Below are 20525 nucleotides of genomic sequence, written 5' to 3'. Positions count from 1 at the left end.
CCGCAGGGCCGGGCGGGCCCCGGAGAGGCCTGTCCCGGCCGTCGTGCCCGGCCGCCCGGAGCCTGCCCGCCCCTGTGCCCGCGCGACCCCGCACGCGCCGTTCACCACCCCGGTTCACCTCGCGCGCTCGCCTGTCCGGGTGAGTGCCGGGCCGCCGGCGGACGGGCGGGAGCAGACCTGCCCCGGAAACGCCGGAAGCCCGTACGCGGACAGGACACGCGTACGGGCTTCCTCGGGGGAACCGCAGTGGGCGCAGCGGCGGCGGGCCGGTGCGGCCCTCGTCAGCCGACGAAGACGGCGACCGGGCGGGCGTAGCCGCCCTTCTCCTCGACCAGCGCGAGGAAGCGCTCCTCCGGACCGAAGACCGCGACCGGGCCCTCCACCCCGAGCCCGGGCGCCTTCAGCTTCATGCCGTTGGCGAGCAGCTTGGCCTGGTCGGCGTCGATGTCCCAGCGGGGGAAGGCCGCCGCGGCGGCCTCGCCGATCGGCAGCACAGGCAGGCCGGTGGCGGCCTCGCCCTTGGCCGCGTCCTCCAGCTGCTCCAGCGTGCGCGCGGACTCGACCGAGTAAGGGCCGACCCGGGTGCGGCGCAGCGCGGTCAGGTGCCCGCCGACGCCGAGGTCCGCGCCGAGGTCGCGGGCCAGGGCCCGGATGTAGGTGCCGGAGGAGCACTCCACCGTGACGTCGAGGTCGACCACCGGCGTCCCGTCCTCGGCCACCGCCTCGCGCAGCCCGTGAACGGTGAAGGAGTGGATGGTGGTGGCGCGGGCGGGGATCTCGAAGTCCTCGCCCTCGCGCACCCGGGTGTACGAGCGCTTGCCGTCGATCTTGATGGCGCTGACCTTGGACGGCACCTGCATGATCTCGCCGGTCAGCTTGGCGACACCGGCGTCCACCGCCTCCCGGGTCACCCCGGTCGCGGGGGTCGAGGAGGTGACCTCGCCCTCGCGGTCGTCGGTGACGGTGTTCTGGCCGAGCCGCACCGTGGCCTCGTAGGTCTTGGCGGTGAGCATCAGGTGGCCGAGCAGCCGGGTGGCCCGCTCGACGCCGATGACCAGCACGCCGGTGGCCATCGGGTCCAGCGTCCCGGCGTGTCCGACCTTGCGGGTGCCGGCCAGCCACCGCATCTTGGCCACCACCCCGTGCGAGGTGATGCCCTCCGGCTTGTCGACGATGACCAGGCCGTCGGGGCCGGTTCCCTTGCGCTTCATCGGTTCATTTCTCCAGCGGACGTGCAACAGCGGACATGCGACGACAGGCGTTCGGCGCCGGGACTCCCGGCAGCGGGCGTACGGTCCGGCCGCTCACCCGCCGGCCGGGCGCAAAGCCGCCCGGAACCGGGCCACCACGCTCTCGACGTCCTCCCGGGTGGAGAAACCGGCCGCGAAGGTGTGTCCGCCGCCGCCGAGCTCGCCGCAGGCGCGGGCGACGTCCACCGCGCCCTTGGACCGCGAGGAGCCGCGCAGGGTGCCGTCCGGATCCTGCTTGAGGACGAGCGCGACCTCGGCCTCGGCCGGGCGGCGGAGGATGTCGATCAGGCCCTCGATCTCCTCGACGGTGACGCTGAACAGCGCCAGATCCTCGTAGGGGACCCAGGTCCACACCAGACCGAGGCCGCCGGCCGCGTCCGGCTCGTAGACCGCGCGCTGCAGCGCGCCGGCGAGGACCTTGAGGTAGCCGAAGGAGGAGGTGTCCCAGAGCTGCCGGGAGATCAGGTCGTGCCGGATGCCGGTGGCCAGCAGCCGGCCGGCGAGTTCGTGGGTGGCGGGGGTGGTGGCGGCGTACTTGAAGGAGCCGGTGTCGGTGGCCACGCCCGTGTACAGGCAGGTCGCCAGGTCCTGGTCCAGCGGGACGCCCAGGCGCCGCAGCAGCTCGTCCACCAGGACGGCCGTGGCGGGCGCCGTCGGGTCGATCAGCTGGTGGGTGCCGAAACCCGGGTTGGAGGCGTGGTGGTCGATGACGGCCAGCACGGGCGCGGCGAAGGCCTTGGCATGGAGCAGACCCAGCCGCCCCTCGGAGGCCACGTCGAAGCAGAGCACCAGGTCGGGGACGTCGGGGACGTCGGCGGCCGGGACGATCAGCTCCTGCCCGGGCAGGAAGGCCAGCGACTCGGGGACGACCTGCGGGTCGTCCCCGAAGGAGACCCGCACCTGGTGGCCCAGCGAGCGCAGCGCGAGGCCGGCCGCGAGGGCCGAGCCCAGCGCGTCACCGTCGGGGCAGATGTGGCAGATCAGGTCGATGGAGCGGGCGCGCCCGATCTCCGCCACGACCTGCTGCCAGACCAGCTCGAAGCCCGGTACCTCGGCGCGCGGGCCCGGAAGCACCGCGAGGGCACCCTCCACCGTACTGGTGGAGGACGCCCCCGAGGTCCCGCCGGCTTCCGCCGCGCTCACCGCTGCCGTGCTCACCACGGAGCCGGCCACCGCCGGCTCGCCGGCCATGACTACTCGTCCTCGTCGTCACGCTCGGAGGCGGGGACCTTGTACGGGTCCGCCTCTCCGGCGTACGTCTTCCCGGTCGCCGTGGTGCGCACCTCGGCGTCGATCTGCCGGGCCCGGTCGAGCAGGTCGTCGATGTTGCGGGCGTTGTCCGGCAGAGCGTCCGCGACGAAGGTCAGCGACGGGGTGTGGCGCACCCCGGTCTCCTTGCCGACGGTGCTGCGGAGGATGCCCTTGGCACTCTCCAGCCCGGCGGCCGCGGCCTGGCGCTCGGTCTCGTCGCCGTAGACCGTGTAGAAGATGGTGGCCTCACGCAGGTCACCGGTCACCCGGGTGTCGGTGATGGTCACGAAGCCCAGTCGCGGGTCCTTGACCCGCCGCTGCAGGGTCTCGGCGACCACCACCTGGATGCGGTCGGCGAGCTTGCGCGCCCTTGCCTTGTCGGTCACGTTGCCTCCTCGTGCAGTGGGCCCGGTACGCGGGGGTCGACAGCTCACCCTCAGGGGCCCACGCCCCAACGTACCGGCCCGCGCCCAGCCTTGTGGGCGCTCTCGGTCCTGATCTGTGTGAGAGTGGCGACTTCCGCCGGCCTCACTGCGGATCTCAGTCGTCGTCGTCACCGTGGTAGCGCCTCCTCGCGGAGAGCAGCTGCACCTCGGGACGGCCGGCGACCAACCGCTCGCAGCTGTCCAGGATCTCGGTGACGAACCCGGCTTCGCCGGACACCACCGCGACGCCGATCTCGGCCCTGCGGTGCAGATCCTGGTTCCCTACTTCCGCCGCGCACACGCTGTACTTGCGCTGCAGCTCGGCCACGATGGGCCGCACGACCGAGCGTTTCTCCTTCAGCGAGTGGACGTCGCCGAGCAGAAGGTCGAACGTGAGTGTTCCTACGAACATGTGTGACAGGTCAAGCCGACCTGAAGGCCTCGGGGAGCAGCCCGGCGACCGGGCTGATGTACGAGGACCCTACACAGTGGACCGGGGCCGGTCGACGGGAAATTTCCCGTCGACCGGCCCCGGACCGACCACTCGCTTACGCGCGCGGCTTCTCGCGCATCTCGTAGGTCTCGATGACGTCGTCGACCTTGATGTCGTTGAACGACCCGAGGGTCACACCGGCCTCGAAGCCCTCGCGGACCTCGGTCGCGTCGTCCTTGAAACGACGCAGGCCCTCGATGGTGAGGTTCTCCGTGATGAGCTTGCCGTCGCGGATGAGGCGAGCCTTGGCGTTGCGGCGCAGCAGGCCCTCGCGGACGATGACACCCGCGATGTTGCCGAACTTGGAGGAGCGGAACACCTCGCGGATCTCCGCGGAACCGAGGCGCACCTCCTCGTACTCCGGCTTGAGCAGACCCTTGAGGGCCGCCTCGATCTCCTCGATCGCCTGGTAGATGACCGAGTAGTACCGGACGTCCACGCCTTCCTTGTCGGCCGCGGTACGGGCACGGCCTTCGGCGCGCACGTTGAAGCCGATGATGATGGCGTCCGAGCCCATCGCCAGGTCCACGTCGGACTCGGTGATGGCACCCACACCGCGGTGCAGGATCCGGAGCTCGACCTCGTCGCCCACGTCGAGCTTGACGAGTGCGTCCTCAAGGGCCTCCACGGAACCGGAGACGTCGCCCTTGACGATGAGGTTGAGCTGCTGCACGCCGCCGGCCGCGATCGCCTGGTCCAGGTTCTCCAGGGAGACCCGCATCGGGCGCTTGGCGAACATGGCGTTGCGGTCACGCGTCGAGCGCTTCTCGGCGATCTGACGCGCGGTGCGGTCGTCGTCGACGACGATGAAGCTGTCGCCGGCGCGGGGCACCGAGGTGAGACCGAGGAGCAGCACCGGACGGGACGGACCCGCCTCGGCGACGTTCTTGCCGTTCTCGTCCAGCATGGCGCGGACGCGGCCGTGCGCGTCACCGACGGCGATGGAGTCGCCGACGCGCAGCGTTCCACGCTGCACGAGGACGGTCGCCATGGCGCCGCGGCCCTTGTCGAGGTGGGCCTCGATGGCGATACCCTGCGCGTCCTGCTCGGGGTTGGCCACCAGGTTGAGCGAGGCGTCGGCGGTGAGGACGACGGCCTCGAGCAGCTGGTCGATGTGCAGACCCTGACGCGCGGAGATGTCGACGAACATGGTGTCGCCGCCGTACTCCTCCGCCACCAGACCGAACTCGGTCAGCTGGCCGCGGACCTTGACCGGGTCCGCGCCCTCGACGTCGATCTTGTTGACCGCGACCACGATCGGCACACCGGCGGCCTTGGCGTGGTTCAACGCCTCGACCGTCTGCGGCATGACACCGTCGTTGGCCGCGACCACCAGGATCGCGATGTCGGTGGACTTGGCACCACGGGCACGCATGGCGGAGAACGCCTCGTGACCCGGGGTGTCGAGGAAGGTGATCGGACGCTCTTCGCCGTTCACCGTCGCCGACACCTGGTAGGCACCGATGTGCTGGGTGATGCCACCGGCCTCGCCGGCCACCACGTTGGTCTTGCGGATGGCGTCCAGCAGGCGGGTCTTACCGTGGTCGACGTGACCCATGACGGTGACGACCGGCGGGCGAGGCATGAGCTCGTCCTCGTCGCCCTCGTCGGCACCGAAGTCGATGTCGAACGACTCCAGCAGCTCACGGTCCTCGTCGTCACGGCTGACGATCTCGAGAACGAAGCCCATCTCCTGGGCCAGCATCTCCAGCGTCGCGTCGGAGACCGACTGCGTCGCCGTGACCATCTCACCGAGGTTGAACATCACCGAGACGAGCGCGGCCGGGTTGGCGTTGATCTTCTCCGCGAAGTCCATCAGCGAGGCGCCGCGCGACAGCCGGACGGTCGTCCCGTTGCCACGGGGCAGCATCACACCGCCGACGGACGGAGCCTGCATCGACTCGTATTCCTGGCGACGCGCACGCTTCGACTTACGGGCACGGGCCGGGCGACCGCCCGGGCCACGACCGAAGGCGCCCTGCGTGCCACCACGGGCACCCGGGCCACCGGGACGGCCGCCGAAGCCGCCGGGACGCGGGCCGAAGCCACCGCCACCGCCACCGCCGGGAGCGCCACCCGGACGCGGGCCGCCGAAGCCGCCACCGGCCGGACGCGAGCCCGGACCGGCCGCACGACCGGCGAAGCCGGGACGCGCGCCGCCACCGGCGCCGGCACCCGGACCACCCGGACGGCCGCCGGGGCCACCGGGACCACGGCCACCGGGGCCCGGACGCGGGCCCGGACCGGCCGGACGCTGCGGCATCATGCCCGGGTTCGGACGCGGCATGCCGGACGGGCTGGGCCCACCCGGACGCGGACCGGCCGGACGCGGCATGCCGTCGGGACGCGGGGCACCACCGGGACGCGGGGCGCCACGGTCGGCACCCGGGGCGCCGGCCGGACGCGGGCCACGGTCGCCACCGGGACGCGGAGCGCCACGGTCGGCACCGGGACGCGCACCGGCGAGGCCGTCGGGACGCGGGCCGCGGTCGCCACCGGGACGCGGGGCGCCACGGTCGGCACCCGGGGCGCCGGCCGGACGCGGGCCACGGTCGCCGCCCGGACGCGGAGCGCCACGGTCGGCACCAGGAGCACCGGCACCCGGACGGGCGGCACCCGGAGCTGCCGGACGACGGTCACCGGGACGGGCCATGCCGGTGGCACTGCCCGAGGTGAACGGGTTGTTGCCGGGGCGCGGGCCGGCCGGGCGCGGGCCCGGACGGGCGCCGGCACCGGTGGCGGCGGCGGGAGCCTGCGCGGCGGGACGCGCGGCCTGGGCGGCCGGACGCTCCGGAGCGGCGGGCGCCGCGTCACCGGCGGGAGCCGGCGAGGAGAACTCGGCCGCGGGAGCGGCCGGGGCCGCCGGGGCGGCGGGACGCGCCGCCGGGCGCGGGCCCGGAGCAGCGGCGGCCGGCTTCACCGGGGCGGGGGCGGCCGGGGCGGCGGGAGCCGCGGCGGCAGCCGGGGTGGGACGGGGACCCGGGGTCGCGGCAGGGCGCGGACCCGGCGTGGGGGCACCCGGGCGGGGTGCGGCCGAACCGGCGGCGGAGCCGCCGGCGGGCTGGGGCGCCGCGGGCTTGCGCGGGCCAGGCTTGGCAGCGGAACCACCCGTGGGGGCCACTCCAAGCGCGTCAGTCAACTTGCGTACGACCGGTGCCTCGATGGTCGAGGACGCCGAACGGACGAACTCGCCGAGCTCGGTGAGCTTGGCCATGACGGCCTTGCTCTCCAAGCCAAGCTCCTTGGCGAGTTCATAAACCCGGACCTTAGCCACTTCACTCCTGTCTATGAGTCCGGGGTGATCGTCCGCCGGACTGTCGCTACTTCATGGGCGTACCCATCGCGTACTCATCGCGTACTCATCGAGTGCTCATCGCAATCTCGACCTACTTCCACATCGCGAGGTACCTGACTGGATCGCACGGCGCGCGGATACACGCGCACTGTGCTTGTTGCGGTGGTTCTCCGCCGCATGAGCGGCGGCCGTAGCGGGCGGCGTTCCCCTCCAGGCGGCCCGGAGGGAAGCCTCAGGTCGCCGGGGTGCCGCCGGCCCGCTCCTCGACGTACTCGCGGAGCCGCTCCGTGTCGAGCGTGCCCTGGAGCCGGAAGGCCCTGGGGAACGCCCGGCGGCGGACCGCGAGGTCGAGGCAGGTCGGGTCGGGGTGCAGGTGCGCACCCCTACCCGGCAGTGCGCCGCGGGGATCGGGGACGCAGACGCCCTCGATCGCCGTGACACGCAACAGCTGGTGCTTGGCCGCTCGCTTGCGACAGCCCACGCAGGTGCGCTCCGGGCGTGCTCGGACATGCGTCCGGCCAGACGAAGGCAAGTCTACCCCTCCGAAGGGACATGGTGCCGCCCCGCCGATCCGGGCGGGACGGCACGGTGACTCGGACCGGTGCGGACCCTACTCGCCCGCGGGCTCCCGGCCGTCGTTCTCGGGCCGGCCCTCGGGCTGGCCCTCGGTGTCCGGCCGGATGTCGATCCGCCAGCCGGTGAGGCGGGCGGCGAGGCGGGCGTTCTGCCCCTCCTTGCCGATCGCCAGCGACAGCTGGTAGTCCGGCACGATCACCCGTGCGGAGCGCTGGTTGTAGTCGACGATCTCGACCTTCGTCACCCGCGCGGGGGACAGCGCCGCGGCGACCATCTCCGCCGGGTCCTCGGACCAGTCGACGATGTCGATCTTCTCGCCGTGCAGCTCGGCCATCACGTTGCGGACCCGGCTGCCGACCGGGCCGATGCAGGCGCCCTTGGCGTTCAGGCCCTGGCGGCGCGACCAGACGGCGATCTTGGTGCGGTGGCCGGCCTCACGGGCGATCGCGGCGATCTCGACACTGCCGTCGGCGATCTCCGGAACCTCCAGCGCGAACAGCTTGCGCACCAGGTTGGGGTGGGTGCGCGAGAGCGTCACCGACGCACCGCGGACACCGCGGCGCACGGCCACCACGTAGCACTTCAGCCGGGTGCCGTGCTTGTAGTCCTCGCCCGGCACCTGCTCCTGCGGAGGCAGGATGGCCTCCAGCTTGCCGATGTCGACCAGGATGTTCTTCGGGTCGTTGCCCTGCTGGACGACACCGGTGACGATGTCGCCCTCCTTGCCCGCGTACTCCCCGAAGGTCTGGTCGTCGGCGGCGTCCCGCAGCCGCTGCAGGATGACCTGCTTGGCGGTGCTCGCGGCGATCCGGCCGAAGCCGCTCGGGGTGTCGTCGAACTCCTTGGGCTCGACGCCCTCGTCCAGCTCGGTCGCGTCCTCCAGCGCCCACACCGTCACGTGGCCGCTCTTGCGGTCCAGCTCGACGCGCGCCCGGCGGCGCGAGCCCTCGGTGCGGTGGTACGCGATGAGGAGGGCCGACTCGATCGACTCGACCAGCAGGTCGAACGGAATGTTCTTCTCGGTAACCAGCCCACGCAGGGCGCTCATGTCGATGTCCACGGCTACGCCTCCTCGTCCTTCTTCACGTTCATGGTGCGGATGGTGCGGAGGTCGTCGCTCCGCGTCCCCGTCGCCGGGGCGTCGTACTACTCCTCGTCGGAGGCGTCCTCGGAGTCACTGCCGTCGTGGGTGTCGTCGTCGGCGTCCTCGGTGTCGTCGAAGTCCGGGGCCTCGTCGAGGAGCTTCTCGTCCTTGCGGTTGAACTCCACCTGGACGCGCGCCTTGGCCACCTCGGTGTACTCCAGACGGCGCTCCTTGGCCTTCCCGCGGCCCTTCACCGGCTGCACCTCGACCAGCGCGCCGTCCTCGTCGGACGACAGCACCCGGGCGACGATCTCGGTGCCGTCCGCGAGCTGCGCCTTGACCAGCCGGCCCTCGGCCCGGCGCCAGTGGCGGGGCTCGGTGAGGGTGCGCTCGGCACCCGGGGACCCGACCTCCAGCACGTACGCGCCGCTGCCCATCACGTCGGACTCGTCCAGCGCCTCGCCGACCAGGCGGCTGAAGTCGGCGATGGCGTCGAGGTCCACACCGCCGTCGGCGTCCACGTCGATCTGCACCTGGCGGCGGCTGCCGGCCTGGGTGACCTTGACCTCCTCCAGGTCCAGCCCGGATTCGGCAGCCAGCGGCTCCAGCAACGCACGCAGCCGGTCGATGTGGGTGGTGCTCATCCGGGTGACTCCTCGGCCGCGTCTGCTGTTGTCAGAAGGTCATACTGCATGGCCTCCGGGGGGTTCCCCCGCAGGGCGCATCGCAGCAACTCGGGCCAAAGCCTATCCGGTCAACCCCCGAACCACCGATTCCGGACGACCGGCCGCCCAGGCCCCCCAAGGCCACTGCGAGCAAGGTCACACCCGGCACCCGGACCGCGAAGCGTGTCCGGGCGGGTGTGGATTCTGTAATCATTCACGCCATCGGGAGTGGAGCCACTCCCCCACGACCCGGGAGAGACTCCGATGCAGCGCCGCCGCCGACGGACCACCCTGGCCCTCGGGCTGCTCGCCGCCGCCGCGGTGCTGACCGCCTGCACCGGCTCCCACCACGAGGACCGGGACGAGCAGCGGCAGACCGACCCCGACCTGCCGGTGCGCACCCGCGCGGTGGCGGCCACCGACGCCCTGCTCGCCGCCTACGACACCGTCATCGCCGGGCCGGGCGCCGGGCGGGCCGGAGAGCTCCGGCCGCTGCGCGCGGAGCTGCTGCGGCACCGGGCCGCGTTCGCCGAGGGGTTGCCGAGCGCGGCGCCCACCGGCGCCGGCGGCACCGGCTCGCCCGGTGCCCCGGGCACGGCCGCCGGCACTCCCGGCGGCACCACCACCCCGGCCGAACCGGCCGCCGCCGTCACCACCGTGGCCGAACTCGGCGCCGCCGAACGGCGCACCGCCCAGGCCAGGCTCGCGGACCTGCCCGCCGCCTCGCCCGACCTCGCCCGGCTGCTCGCCGCGGTCTCCGCCTCGGACGCACTGCACGCCGCGGCGCTCGGCGACACCACCCCGGTGACCGCCCCCGCGCCCGTCCCGACCGCCGAGGCCTCCCCGGCCGGGACGGCGGGGGCGAGCACCTCCCCCGCCGCCGGTCCGACCGGGTCCACCGCCCCGGCCGGAGCGACCGGTACGGCCACCGGCACCGGCACGGCCGCACCCGCCGCGAGCGCCGCACCGCTGCCCGACGGGACGGCCACCGCCCTGCAGAGCGCGCTGGCCGCCGAGCACGCCGCCGTGTACGGCTACGGGGTGGTAGGCGCCAGGCTCCCCGACGACCAGCAGCGCACCGACGCCCGGGCCGCCTTCGCCACCCACGAGGCCCGGCGCGACACCTGGCGCCGGCTGCTGGCCGGTGCGGGCGCCACCCCCGGCGCGGCCGCCGCCGGCTACCAGCTGCCCTTCGCGGTGGCCGACGCGGCCGGCGCCGCCCGGCTGGCCGCCCACATCGAGGCCCGGCTGACGGACGTCTACGGGGAGCTGGTGGCGGCCCTGCCGGCCGACCGGCGGGTCGCCGCCGCCGACGCCCTGCGCGGCACCGCCCTGCAGGCCCGCCGCTGGGGCTCCGCCGTCACCGCCTTCCCCGGCCTGCCCGAGCCGGCCGCCACCGGATCGCCGAGCGGATCCGCCGTCCCCACCCCGACCGGCTGAGTCACCCGGCCGCTTCGCTGACCTGCGGGTTCCCGTTCATGGCCGACAATGGACGGGTAGTACCACGGGGGCAGCGTTCGACCGGAAGGCCAGCATGTCGGCAGCACCAGCGGGAATCACCGTCCCGCAGCACTTGGCGCGGAGCGTCGGCGCCCGGCACGGCGAGAGCGGCCGGGCCTGGCTGGAGCACCTGCCGGAGCGCGTCGGCACGTACCTGGACCGCTGGGACCTCACGCTGGAGCGGGTCCTGGACCCGGGCGGCCGGCTCAGCCTGATCGGGTACGTCCACCGGGACGACCTCAGCCCGGCCGTGCTCAAGGCCGGCCTGATCACCCCCGAGACCGAGCAGGAGCACGCCGCCCTCACCCACTGGGCCGGCCGCGGCGCCGTCCTGCTGCTGGCGGCCGAACCCGCCGAGGGGATGCTGCTGCTGGAGCGGCTGCACGGCGAGATCCCGCTGCGGTCGCTGGCCGAGGCCAAGGCCATGCTGGAGGCCACCAGCCTGCTCCAGCGGCTGTGGGTGCCGCCGGCCGACGACCACCCGTTCACCGGCGTCGCCGACCGCGTGGCCGCGCTCGCCGAGGGCATCCGCCGCCACCGCGACCTGCCCGGCGCGGCCGACACCCGGCCGCTGGCCGACGAGGCCCTGAGCACCGCCGAGGACCTGCTCGCCTCCGCCACCGAGCGGTTCCTGCTGCACGGGGACTTCCACCACGGCAACGTGCTGGCCGCCGACCGCTCGCCCTGGCTGGTGATCGACCCCAGACCGCTGGTCGGCGAACGCGCCTACGACCTGGCCCGGCTCGCCGAGGACCGGCTGGACACCCTGGTCGGCTCCCCCGGCCCGCGCGGCGCGGCCCGGCGCCGGCTGCACCAGCTCGCCGAGGCGGTCGAGGTCGACCACGACCGGCTGCGCGGCTGGACCCTGTTCCGCAGCGTCGCCGCCGGACTGCACAGCCTGGACGCCGGCGACGCCGCCACCGCCCAGCTCTACCTGGAGTTCGCGGACTGGCTCTGAGCCGCCCGCCCCGGCAGCAGCGGCAGCGTCGCACCCATCACGGCGTACGGCCGGTCGGTGTTCGGGAAGCGCACCGCGCGCGCGAGGTCCCGGTAGCCCAGCGAGCGGTACAGCCGCCGGGCCGGGGTCTCCGCGTCGATCGCCGACAGGATGCTGCGGTGCAGGCCGGAGCCCTCGCACAGGCGCCTGATCAGCCCGCTCCCGACGCCCTGCCCCTGGAAGCCCGGCAGCACGTGCAGCTCGGTGACCGCGAAGACCTCGTCCAGCCAGTCCCCGTGGCCCTGCGCCTCCAGGTGCGGCTGGATCACCGTGCTCCACCAGTGCTCACGGTGGTTGGGCATCCCGTACCCGAAGCCGACCAGACGGCCGCCGCTCATCGCGCCGAGCGCGATCACACCGGGCTGCAGGGCGTGCCGCCCGACGATCTGCAGGCGGACCGCGACCTCCTCGGCCGTCAGCCCGAAGGCCTGCGCCTGGACCTCCAGCGCGTACGGCGCCCAGGCCGCCAGGTCGATGGGCTCGATCATCACCTCGGTGAGCTGCTCCATGCCCCGGGACGTTACTACCTGGCGTGCCCCGGCGGGCCTCGGAACAGCCCACTCACGGCCTCGGAACAGCCTCAGAACAGCACGCTCATGAAGGCGCCGACCTCGTGGAAGCCGACCCGCCGGTACGCGGCCCGGGCCCGCAGGTTGTAGTCGTTCACGTAGAGCGAGACCACCGGCGCCACCTCCCGCAGGGCGAGGTCCAGCACGGCCGCCATCCCGGTGACCGACAGGCCCTGGCCCCGGTGCTCGGGGGCGACCCAGACGCCCTGGATCTGGCAGGCGCCCTGGGTGACGGCGCCGATCTCGGCCTTGAACACCACCTGGCCGTCGGCGGTGAACCGGGCGAACGAGCGCCCGGCGCCGACCAGCTCGGCGACCCGCGCCTGGTAGAGCAGGCCGCCGTCGCCGGCCAGCGGGGAGACCCCGACCTCCTCGGTGAACATCGCCACGCAGGCCGGCATCACCGCCTCGACCTCGTTCTTGCGCACCCGGCGGACCAGCGGGTCCGGGGTCACCCCGACGGCCGGGGTGGTGGCGGCCATCAGCGGCTGGTGGGCGCGCACCTCGCGGGCCGGGCCCCAACTGCGCTCCAGCAGGGCCCAGAGGGCCGCGGTGGGCCCGGCCGGGCCCACGATCGAGGAGCAGCGGCGGCCCTGGCGGCGGGCCCGTTCGGCGAACGCCCGGACGGCCTCCGTCCCGGCGTTGACCAGCACCAGGTTGGCCCCGGCGTAGCAGAGCGACTCCAGGCTGCCGTTCTCGTCGTACCAGCCCCACATCTCGCCGCCCAGGCGCCACGGGTCGAGCCCGACGGACTCCACCCGGGTGGCGACGAAGGCGTTGGCGACCGGGTCCCGGTGGAGCACCCCGAGGGTCTCCGGGAGATCCGGGGCGTCGAGGACGCGGGTGGTCGCCAGGGCGCGTGCGGCCTGGAACGCGCTGGGGAGCATCACACCTCGATCGAGCATCGAGACAGCACCTCACTGAAAGACTCTTGCCGCACCCTACTCCGTGGCCCCACCCGGATACGGCCGCGGGGTCGTCCGTCGACGGACGACCCCGCAGCGGACACGTCGGGGGTCAGTCGGCGGCGACCACGGTGGGCGCGCCGGCCTCGACGCCCTCGGCCTGCATCAGCTCGGCGAGCTTCAGGGCCTCTTCGATCAGGGTCTCGACGATCTTCGACTCGGGGACGGTCTTGATGACCTCGCCCTTGACGAAGATCTGGCCCTTGCCGTTGCCGGAGGCGACACCGAGGTCGGCCTCGCGGGCCTCGCCCGGACCGTTCACGACGCAGCCCATGACCGCGACCCGCAGCGGCACCTCCATGCCCTCCAGGCCGGCGGTGACCTCCTCGGCGAGCTTGTAGACGTCGACCTGGGCGCGGCCGCAGGACGGGCAGGAGACGATCTCCAGGCCGCGCTGGCGCAGGTTGAGCGACTCCAGGATCTGGTTGCCCACCTTGACTTCCTCGGCCGGCGGGGCCGACAGGGAGACCCGGATGGTGTCGCCGATGCCCTCGGACAGCAGCGCGCCGAAGGCGACGGCGGACTTGATGGTGCCCTGGAAGGCGGGGCCGGCCTCGGTGACGCCCAGGTGCAGCGGGTAGTCGCAGGCGGCCGCGAGCTGGCGGTAGGCGTTGATCATCACGACCGGGTCGTTGTGCTTGACCGAGATCTTGATGTCGCGGAAGTCGTGCTCCTCGAACAGCGAGCACTCCCAGAGGGCGGACTCGACCAGCGCCTCCGGGGTGGCCCGGCCGTACTTCTCCAGCAGGCGCTTGTCCAGCGAGCCGGCGTTGACGCCGATCCGGATCGGGACGCCGGCGTCCTTGGCGGCCTTGGCGATCTCGCCGACCTTGTCGTCGAACTGCTTGATGTTGCCGGGGTTCACCCGGACCGCCGCGCAGCCGGCCTCGATCGCCGCGAAGACGTACTTCGGCTGGAAGTGGATGTCCGCGATCACCGGGATGCCCGACTTCTTGGCGATGATCGGCAGCGCGTCGGCGTCGTCCTGGGTGGGCACGGCCACCCGCACGATCTGGCAGCCGGAGGCCGTCAGCTCGGCGATCTGCTGAAGCGTGGCGTTGATGTCGGCGGTGACCGTGGTCGTCATCGACTGGACGGAGATCGGGGCGTCGCCACCCACCGGAACGTTGCCGACCATGATCTGCCGCGAGACGCGGCGGGTGGCCAGCGGCTTGAGCGGCAGGGACGGAATACCGAGCGAGATCGCGGTCATGTGCGCAGGGTTCCCCGGGGTTGAGGTGGGTGGTCCGGCCGGGTGCGGTGGCCGGGCCGGGTGCGCAGACGTACGCGCACCCGGCGTCCAACGGTACGGCACCTGCGGGCCGGGGAGCACACCCGCCCGCCGGGGCGCGTCAGGTGATCTTGACAGGGTTGACGAGGTCGGCTACCAGGACGAGCAGGGTGAAGCCGATGAAGATGCTCGCCACCACGTACGCGGCCGGCATCAGCTTCGCCACGTCGAACGGGCCCGGGTCGGCCCGCCGCAGCAGCCTGGCGATCCGGCGCCGGACCGACTCCCAGAGCGCGCCGGCGATGTGGCCGCCGTCCAGCGGGAGCAGCGGCAGCATGTTGAACAGGAACAGCGACAGGTTGATGCCCGCCAGCAGGTTCACCATGAAGGCGATCCGCTGGGAGGCCGGGATCTCCAGGGCGAAGACGTCGCCGCCGATCCGGGCCGCGCCGACCATGCCGATCGGCGAGTCGGCGTCCCGCGGGGTGCCGTCGACGATCGAGTGCCACAGGCCCGGGATCTTGCCCGGCAGGGCCACCAGCGACTTCACGCCGGTCTCGGCGGTGGTGTACATCCGGTCGATGCTGTCGGTGAAGCCCAGCTGGACCACCCCGCTGGCCGGGACGAAGCCGAGGAAGCCCGCCTCCACCGTCTGCCCCTTGAGCGGCAGGCCGCTGCCGTCGTACTTCTGGACCTGGTTGACGCCGATGGTCGGGGTCAGGGTGATCTGCTGCCCGTCCCGGACCACCACCAGCGGCACGGTCTTCCCGGCGGACCTGCGGATGTCCGCCTGCAGCTCGTCGTAGTCGTGGATCCGGTCCCCGTCGAAGGACACCACGGTGTCGCCGCCGCGCAGGCCGGCGGCGGCCGCCGGGGAGGCGGCCGCGTCGGCCGGGCAGGTGTCGGTCGGCTGGCTGGCCGGCACCACGCACTGGGACACCGACTTGACCGTCGGGACGGACATCTGGACGCCGAAGCCCATCATCACGGTCAGGAACAGCCCGAACGCCAGGATCAGGTTCATGAACGGGCCGGCGAACATCACGATGACGCGCTTCCACGGCGTGCGGGTGTAGAACAGCCGCTGCTCGTCGCCGTCCTGCAGCTCCTCGTAGGAGGCCTCCCGGGCGTCCTCGATCATGGAACGCCAGGGCGAGCTGCTGCGCTGGGTGATCCGGCCGTCCTTGCCGGGCGGGAACATCCCGATCATCCGGATGTACCCGCCGAGCGGGACCGCCTTGATGCCGTACTCGGTCTCGCCCTTCTTGCGGGACCAGACGGTCGGGCCGAAGCCCACCATGTACTGCGGCACCCGGATGCCGAAGATCTTGGCCCAGGAGAGGTGCCCGAGCTCGTGCCAGGCGATCGAGAACAGCAGCCCGACCGCGAAGACCACCAGGCCGATTCCCCACATCACTGCCGTCACCGCTGGTCCTCCGTCATGCCGCTCAGTCCACCCATCGGGTCCGTACCGTCCATGTCGTCCCTACGGCGCGTCAGCCGGCCGCCAGCTCGCGGGCCCGGGCGCGGGCCCAGTCCTCCGCGTGCAGGACGTCCTCGACGGTGAGAGAAGTTCCCGACGCCGGCGTCCCGTGCTCGGCGACCACCTTGGCAACAGTGTCCACGATCCCGGTGAAGGCGAGACGGCCCTTGAGGAAGGCCGCCACGCACTCCTCGTTCGCGGCGTTGAAGACGGCCGGGGAGGTGCCGCCGAGCCGGCCGACCTCGCGGGCCAGCTCCACCGCGGGGAAGGCCTCGTTGTCGAGTGGGAAGAACTCCCAGGTGGCGGCCTTCGTCCAGTCGCAGGCCGGGGCCGCGTCCGGTACCCGGTCGGGCCAGCCGAGGCCCAGCGCGATCGGCATCCGCATGTCCGGCGGACTGGCCTGGGCCAGCGTCGAGCCGTCCGTGAACTCCACCATCGAGTGGACGATCGACTGCGGATGGACCACGACCTCGATCCGGTCGAACGGCACGTCGTACAGCAGGTGCGCCTCGATGACCTCCAGGCCCTTGTTGACCAGGGTCGCCGAGTTGATCGTGATGACCGGGCCCATCGCCCAGGTCGGGTGCGCCAGCGCGTCGTCGGGGGTGACGGCGGCGAGCTGCTCGCGGCTGCGGCCGCGGAACGGGCCGCCGCTCGCGGTCACCACCAGCTTGCGGACCTCGGCCCGGGTGCCGCCCGCCAGCGCCTGGAAGATCGCGGTGTGCTCGGAGTCCACCGGCACGATCTGGCCCGGCTTCGCCAGCGCCTTCACCAGCGGGCCGCCGACGATCAGCGACTCCTTGTTGGCCAGCACCAGCACCCGACCGGCCCGCAGCGCCGCCAGCGTCGGGCGCAGGCCGATCGACCCGGTGATGCCGTTCAGGACGGAGTGGCACTCCAGCCCGGCCAGCTCGGTGGCCGCGTCCGGGCCGGTCAGGATCGCCGGCAGCGGCCGGCCGGCCGCCTTCGCGGCCAGCGCCTCGCGCAGCGCGGGCTCGGCGGCCGGATCGGCGACCGCCACGGTGTGCACCCCCAGCTGCAGCGCCTGCTCGGCCAGCAGCGCGACCCGGCCGCCGGCCGCCGAGAGGGCCACCACCCGGAAGCGGCCGGGGTTGCGCAGCACCACGTCGATCGCCTGGGTGCCGATCGAACCGGTGGAGCCGAGGATCACCAGCTCCCGGGGGGCGGAGGGGTCCTTCACCGTGGGGGTGAAGCGCAGCATCGGGTGGGCGAGCGAGTTCATGCGCCCATTGTGACCTGCCCGCCGCGCCGGGTGGCGCGGCGGGCGGGATCGGGTGCAGATCTTCACCGGCGCCGGGACTCTGCACCGGAGCCGATCCCGATGCCGGTGTGCCGGCGGGCCGGCGGGCCGGCGTGGTGGCGTGGTGGTGTGGTGGCGTGGTGGTGTGGTGGCGTGGTGGCGTGGTGGTGTGCCGGTCCGGCCGGGTTCAGTGCAGCGGCTTGTCCAGCACGGCCTTGGTGTGGCTGAAGGTGTCCACCGAGTACTCGCCGTGATAGCGGCCCATGCCGCTCTCGCCGACCCCGCCGAACGGCAGCTCGGGCACCGCCAGATGGGACACCGGCAGCCCGAACACCAGCGCGCCGGAGGAGGTCTCCGCGGCCAGCCGCTCCTTCGTCGCCGCCGACTCGGTGAAGGCGTACAGCGCCAGCGGCTTGTCGCGGTCGTTGACGAAGGCGATCGCCGCGTCCAGGTCGGGGACGGCCAGCACCGGCAGCACCGGGCCGAAGATCTCGGCCTGCATCACCGGCGCCTGCGGGGAGACGTCGGCCAGCACGGTCGGGGCCAGGTAGCGGCTCCCCCGGTCGTACCCGCCGCCGGTGACGGTACGGCCGTCGCCGAGCAGCGCGGTGAGCCGGTCGAAGTGCCGGGTGTTCACGATCCGCCCGTACTCGGGGTCGGCGGCGGCGTCCTCCCCGTAGGCCTCGCGGACGGCCTCGGCCAGCTCGGCCTCCAGTGCGGCGGCGGTGTCACCGACGGCGAGCACGTAGTCGGGGGCGACACAGGTCTGCCCCGCGTTCAGGAACTTGCCCCGGACGATCCGGCGGGCGGTCACGGCGAGATCGGTACCGCTGTCCACCACCACCGGGCTCTTGCCGCCCAGCTCCAGGGTGACGGGGGTGAGGTGCCGGGCGGCGGCCGTCATCACGATCCGGCCGACCGCGCCGTTGCCGGTGTAGAAGATGTGGTCGAAGCGCTGCTCCAGCAGGGCGGTGGTCTCCGGCACCGCGCCCTCGACCACGGCGACGGCCTGCGGGTCCAGGTAGTGCGGCAGCAGCCGGGCGATCGCCGCGGAGGTGGCGGGCGCCAGCTCGCTCGGCTTGACCAGCACGGTGTTGCCGGCCGCCAGCGCGCCCACCAGCGGGGCGAGCGCCAGCTGCAGCGGGTAGTTCCACGGCGCGATCACCAGCACCACGCCGAGCGGCTCGCGCACGGCCCGGGCCTCGGCCGGCAGGAAGGCCTCCGGGACGGCGGCGGGCCTGGGGCGCAGCCACTCGGCCAGGTGCCGCACGGTGTGGTCGAGCTCGTTCAGGGTGAAGCCGATCTCGGTGCGGTAGGCCTCCGCGGGCCCCTTGCCGAGGTCCTCGTGGAGGGCCTGCTGGAGCGCCTCCCGCTGCTCGGTGAGCAGGGTGCGCAGCGCTTCGAGCTGGCCGAGCCGCCAGTCCAGGGGACGGGTGCGGCCGGTGGCGAAGGTGGCGCGCAGGCCGGCCACCACGTCGGCGGGCGAGTTCGTGGTCATGGTGGGTGCTCCGTGGGTTCCGGGGTCAGAGCTCGGTGTGGAACTCGGTCTGACGGTCGATGAGCAATGGTGCGATGGTGTCCTGGACCAGCTCGCGGTAGCGGTCACCGGCGCGGTGCGCCTCGGCGGCCGCCCGGTCCGTGTACTCGGCGAGGACGACGAAGGCGGCCGGGTCGCGCAGCGACCTGAGCGAGCGGAAGGCGCTCACGCCGGGCTCGGCGAGGGCGGCGCGGGCCAGGGTGACCAGCAGGTCGGCGACCCGCTGCTCCTGGCCCGGGGCGGCGAGCCAGTCGGCGACGACGACGATGGGCATGGGTGCTCCAGGGATCTCCGTGCGGGGCCCGGGCGCTTCGGGGCGCCCGGGCGGATCCGGCGGGGGCGGTACGGCCGTCCGGGTGGCGGGCCGGGTGACCGGCCGGTAGCCGGTCGACCGGCCGGGTGACCGGGCCGCGGGGCGTCAGGCGACGGTGACGACGACCTTGCCACGGGTGTGGCCCCCGGCGTTCAGGCGCTGCGCGTCGGCGGCCCGCTCCAGCGGGAAGGTCGCGGCGACCTCGACGTTCAGCTGCCCGCGGTCGGCGAGCTCCGCCAGCGCCGTGAGGTCGGCGGTGTCGGGGCGGACGAAGACGTAGCTGCCGCCGAGGGCCAGCACGGCGCCGTCGGCGACCGAGGCGATCCGGCCGCCCTCGGCGAGCAGCCCGGGCGAGAGCTGCAGGGCCTCGCCGCCGATCAGGTCCAGCACGGCGTCGACACCCTCGGTGGCCAGCGCGCGGACCCGCTCGGCCAGGCCCTCGCCGTAGGTGACCGGCTCCGCGCCCAGTGCGCGCAGGTAGTCGTGGTTGTGCTCGCCGGCGGTGCCGATCACCCTGGCGCCGAGGGCGACGGCGATCTGGACGGCGAGCGAGCCGACGCCGCCGGCCGCGGCGTGCACCAGGACGGTCTCGCCGGGCTTGACCTCCAGGGCGCGGGTCAGGGCCTGGTAGGCGGTGAGGCCGGCCAGCGGGAGGCCGGCGGCCTGCTCGAAGCCGAGCGCGGCGGGCTTGCGGGCGAGGGTGCGCACCGGGGCGGCGACGTACTCGGCGAAGGTGCCGCGGCCGACCATGTCCTCGCGGACGTAGCCGATGACCTCGTCGCCGGGGGCGAACTCGGTGACGCCGACGCCCACCCGCTCGACCACGCCGGCCACGTCCCAGCCCGGGATGACCGGGAAGACGGCGTCCATCACGCTGTCGAGGTAGCCGGCCTGGATCTTCCAGTCGACCGGGTTCACCGAGGCGGCCCGCACCCTGACCAGCACGGAGTCGGCGCCGAGCTTCGGCTCCGGGACGTCGCCGTACTCCAGGACGTCGGGGCTGCCGTAGGTGCGGTAGGTGATGGCCTTCATGGTGGTGCTCCTGAACAGAAAGATTTGATGGGCTCGATGGTTGAGGTCATCAAGCAATAAATCGAAGGTAGATCTCGATGATTGAAGATGTCAAGTAATCGGGCCTAGACTTGACCCATGACCCGGACCACACCCCCACCAGCGCCCGCAGCCCCGTCCGCGCCCGGCACGGACCGGCTCATGGAACACCTCGCCCACGCCGCCGCCTGCTACTACCGCAGCTTCGCCGTCGTCGCCGCCGGCCAGGGCCTCACCCTCATCCAGGGCAAGATGCTCAGCCTGCTCGGACGGCCGCTGCCGATGCGCGCCCTCGCCGAACTGCTCGGCTGCGACGCCTCCAACGTCACCGGCATCGTCGACCGGCTCGAAGCCCGCGGCCTGGTACGCCGCGAGGCCGCCCCCGCCGACCGCCGGGTCAAGACCGTGGTGCTCACCCCCGAGGGCGAGGACGCCGTCCGCCGGATCCGCGCCGACATCGTCGCCGGACTGCCCGGTCTGGAACAGCTTGACGACCACGACCGCCGCACCCTGCAGGGCCTGCTCGACCGGGCCTTCCCGCACACCACCGGCTGAGCCCTGCGCGCCCCGCACGCCCGCA

At 73.4% G+C, this 20525-nt stretch carries 19 protein-coding genes; 3 read left to right on the top strand and 16 right to left on the bottom strand.

Annotated elements, in window-relative coordinates; all coding sequences use genetic code 11:
• Nucleotides 1-281 precede the first annotated feature (281 nt).
• The 8 genes from truB to rimP all read right to left on the bottom strand — a co-directional run bounded on the left by truB (nt 282) and on the right by rimP (nt 9018).
• Complete coding sequence (gene truB / locus OG689_RS26840) at nt 282-1211, bottom strand: tRNA pseudouridine(55) synthase TruB (protein WP_190213639.1); 930 nt, start codon at nt 1209-1211, stop codon at nt 282-284.
• Nucleotides 1212-1304: 93 nt separating this feature from the next.
• Complete coding sequence (locus tag OG689_RS26835) at nt 1305-2441, bottom strand: bifunctional oligoribonuclease/PAP phosphatase NrnA (protein WP_266323429.1); 1137 nt, start codon at nt 2439-2441, stop codon at nt 1305-1307.
• Nucleotides 2442-2443: 2 nt separating this feature from the next.
• Nucleotides 2444-2887, bottom strand: a complete 444-nt coding sequence (gene rbfA, locus OG689_RS26830; protein ID WP_073926555.1) for a 30S ribosome-binding factor RbfA — start codon at nt 2885-2887, stop codon at nt 2444-2446.
• Between the two features lie 154 nt (nt 2888-3041).
• On the bottom strand, nt 3042-3338 hold the full coding sequence (locus tag OG689_RS26825; RefSeq protein WP_073926556.1) for a DUF503 domain-containing protein: 297 nt from the start codon (nt 3336-3338) through the stop codon (nt 3042-3044).
• 136 nt (nt 3339-3474) lie between these two features.
• The gene (gene infB / locus OG689_RS26820) at nt 3475-6693 is read right to left on the bottom strand and encodes a translation initiation factor IF-2 (protein ID WP_266323428.1); all 3219 of its coding nucleotides are present in this window, start codon (nt 6691-6693) and stop codon (nt 3475-3477) included.
• 253 nt (nt 6694-6946) lie between these two features.
• Nucleotides 6947-7195: a YlxR family protein gene (locus tag OG689_RS26815; protein WP_266323427.1), complete on the bottom strand. Its 249-nt coding sequence runs from the start codon at nt 7193-7195 to the stop codon at nt 6947-6949.
• A gap of 129 nt (nt 7196-7324) precedes the next feature.
• Nucleotides 7325-8350, bottom strand: coding sequence for a transcription termination factor NusA (gene nusA / locus OG689_RS26810; RefSeq protein ID WP_073926559.1), 1026 nt, complete (start codon nt 8348-8350; stop codon nt 7325-7327).
• A gap of 86 nt (nt 8351-8436) precedes the next feature.
• Entirely contained in the window at nt 8437-9018 is a 582-nt protein-coding gene (rimP, locus tag OG689_RS26805; RefSeq protein WP_266323426.1) for a ribosome maturation factor RimP, read from the bottom strand.
• Nucleotides 9019-9303: 285 nt separating this feature from the next.
• Between rimP and OG689_RS26800 the strand changes: the two genes are divergently transcribed.
• Both OG689_RS26800 and OG689_RS26795 read left to right on the top strand, forming a co-directional pair.
• Nucleotides 9304-10479, top strand: coding sequence for a DUF4439 domain-containing protein (locus tag OG689_RS26800; RefSeq protein ID WP_266323425.1), 1176 nt, complete (start codon nt 9304-9306; stop codon nt 10477-10479).
• Nucleotides 10480-10573: 94 nt separating this feature from the next.
• On the top strand, nt 10574-11497 hold the full coding sequence (locus OG689_RS26795) for an aminoglycoside phosphotransferase family protein (RefSeq protein ID WP_266323424.1): 924 nt from the start codon (nt 10574-10576) through the stop codon (nt 11495-11497).
• Here the strand turns inward: OG689_RS26795 and OG689_RS26790 are convergent.
• The 8 genes from OG689_RS26790 to OG689_RS26755 all read right to left on the bottom strand — a co-directional run bounded on the left by OG689_RS26790 (nt 11470) and on the right by OG689_RS26755 (nt 19927).
• Nucleotides 11470-12045: a GNAT family N-acetyltransferase gene (locus OG689_RS26790; RefSeq protein ID WP_266323423.1), complete on the bottom strand. Its 576-nt coding sequence runs from the start codon at nt 12043-12045 to the stop codon at nt 11470-11472. The genes OG689_RS26795 and OG689_RS26790 overlap by 28 nt on opposite strands.
• 71 nt (nt 12046-12116) lie before the next feature.
• Nucleotides 12117-12992, bottom strand: coding sequence for a GNAT family N-acetyltransferase (locus tag OG689_RS26785; RefSeq protein WP_266327455.1), 876 nt, complete (start codon nt 12990-12992; stop codon nt 12117-12119).
• A 130-nt stretch (nt 12993-13122) separates the two neighbouring features.
• Nucleotides 13123-14283, bottom strand: coding sequence for a flavodoxin-dependent (E)-4-hydroxy-3-methylbut-2-enyl-diphosphate synthase (gene ispG, locus OG689_RS26780; protein WP_266323422.1), 1161 nt, complete (start codon nt 14281-14283; stop codon nt 13123-13125).
• 139 nt (nt 14284-14422) lie between these two features.
• Nucleotides 14423-15727 (bottom strand): site-2 protease family protein, encoded by a 1305-nt coding sequence (locus tag OG689_RS26775; protein ID WP_266323421.1) that lies wholly within the window; start codon nt 15725-15727, stop codon nt 14423-14425.
• Nucleotides 15728-15797: 70 nt separating this feature from the next.
• Nucleotides 15798-17027: a 1-deoxy-D-xylulose-5-phosphate reductoisomerase gene (gene dxr, locus OG689_RS26770; RefSeq protein ID WP_266323420.1), complete on the bottom strand. Its 1230-nt coding sequence runs from the start codon at nt 17025-17027 to the stop codon at nt 15798-15800.
• 205 nt (nt 17028-17232) lie between these two features.
• Nucleotides 17233-18543 carry an aldehyde dehydrogenase family protein gene (locus tag OG689_RS26765; RefSeq protein WP_266323419.1) on the bottom strand — a complete coding sequence of 437 codons (1311 nt, stop codon included), beginning with the start codon at nt 18541-18543 and terminating at the stop codon, nt 17233-17235.
• A 25-nt stretch (nt 18544-18568) separates the two neighbouring features.
• Nucleotides 18569-18856, bottom strand: a complete 288-nt coding sequence (locus OG689_RS26760; RefSeq protein WP_266323418.1) for an antibiotic biosynthesis monooxygenase family protein — start codon at nt 18854-18856, stop codon at nt 18569-18571.
• Between the two features lie 144 nt (nt 18857-19000).
• Nucleotides 19001-19927, bottom strand: a complete 927-nt coding sequence (locus tag OG689_RS26755) for an NADP-dependent oxidoreductase (RefSeq protein WP_266323417.1) — start codon at nt 19925-19927, stop codon at nt 19001-19003.
• 117 nt (nt 19928-20044) lie between these two features.
• Here OG689_RS26755 and OG689_RS26750 point away from each other — a divergent pair, with 117 nt between their 5' ends.
• Entirely contained in the window at nt 20045-20500 is a 456-nt protein-coding gene (locus OG689_RS26750; RefSeq protein WP_266323416.1) for a MarR family transcriptional regulator, read from the top strand.
• The last annotated feature ends 25 nt before the right edge of the window (nt 20501-20525 follow it).

The organism is Kitasatospora sp. NBC_00240 (assembly GCF_026342405.1).
Taxonomy (GTDB): domain Bacteria; phylum Actinomycetota; class Actinomycetes; order Streptomycetales; family Streptomycetaceae; genus Kitasatospora.
Note: the sequence above shows the minus strand (reverse complement) of the source record. Positions and strands in the feature narration are given on the sequence as shown.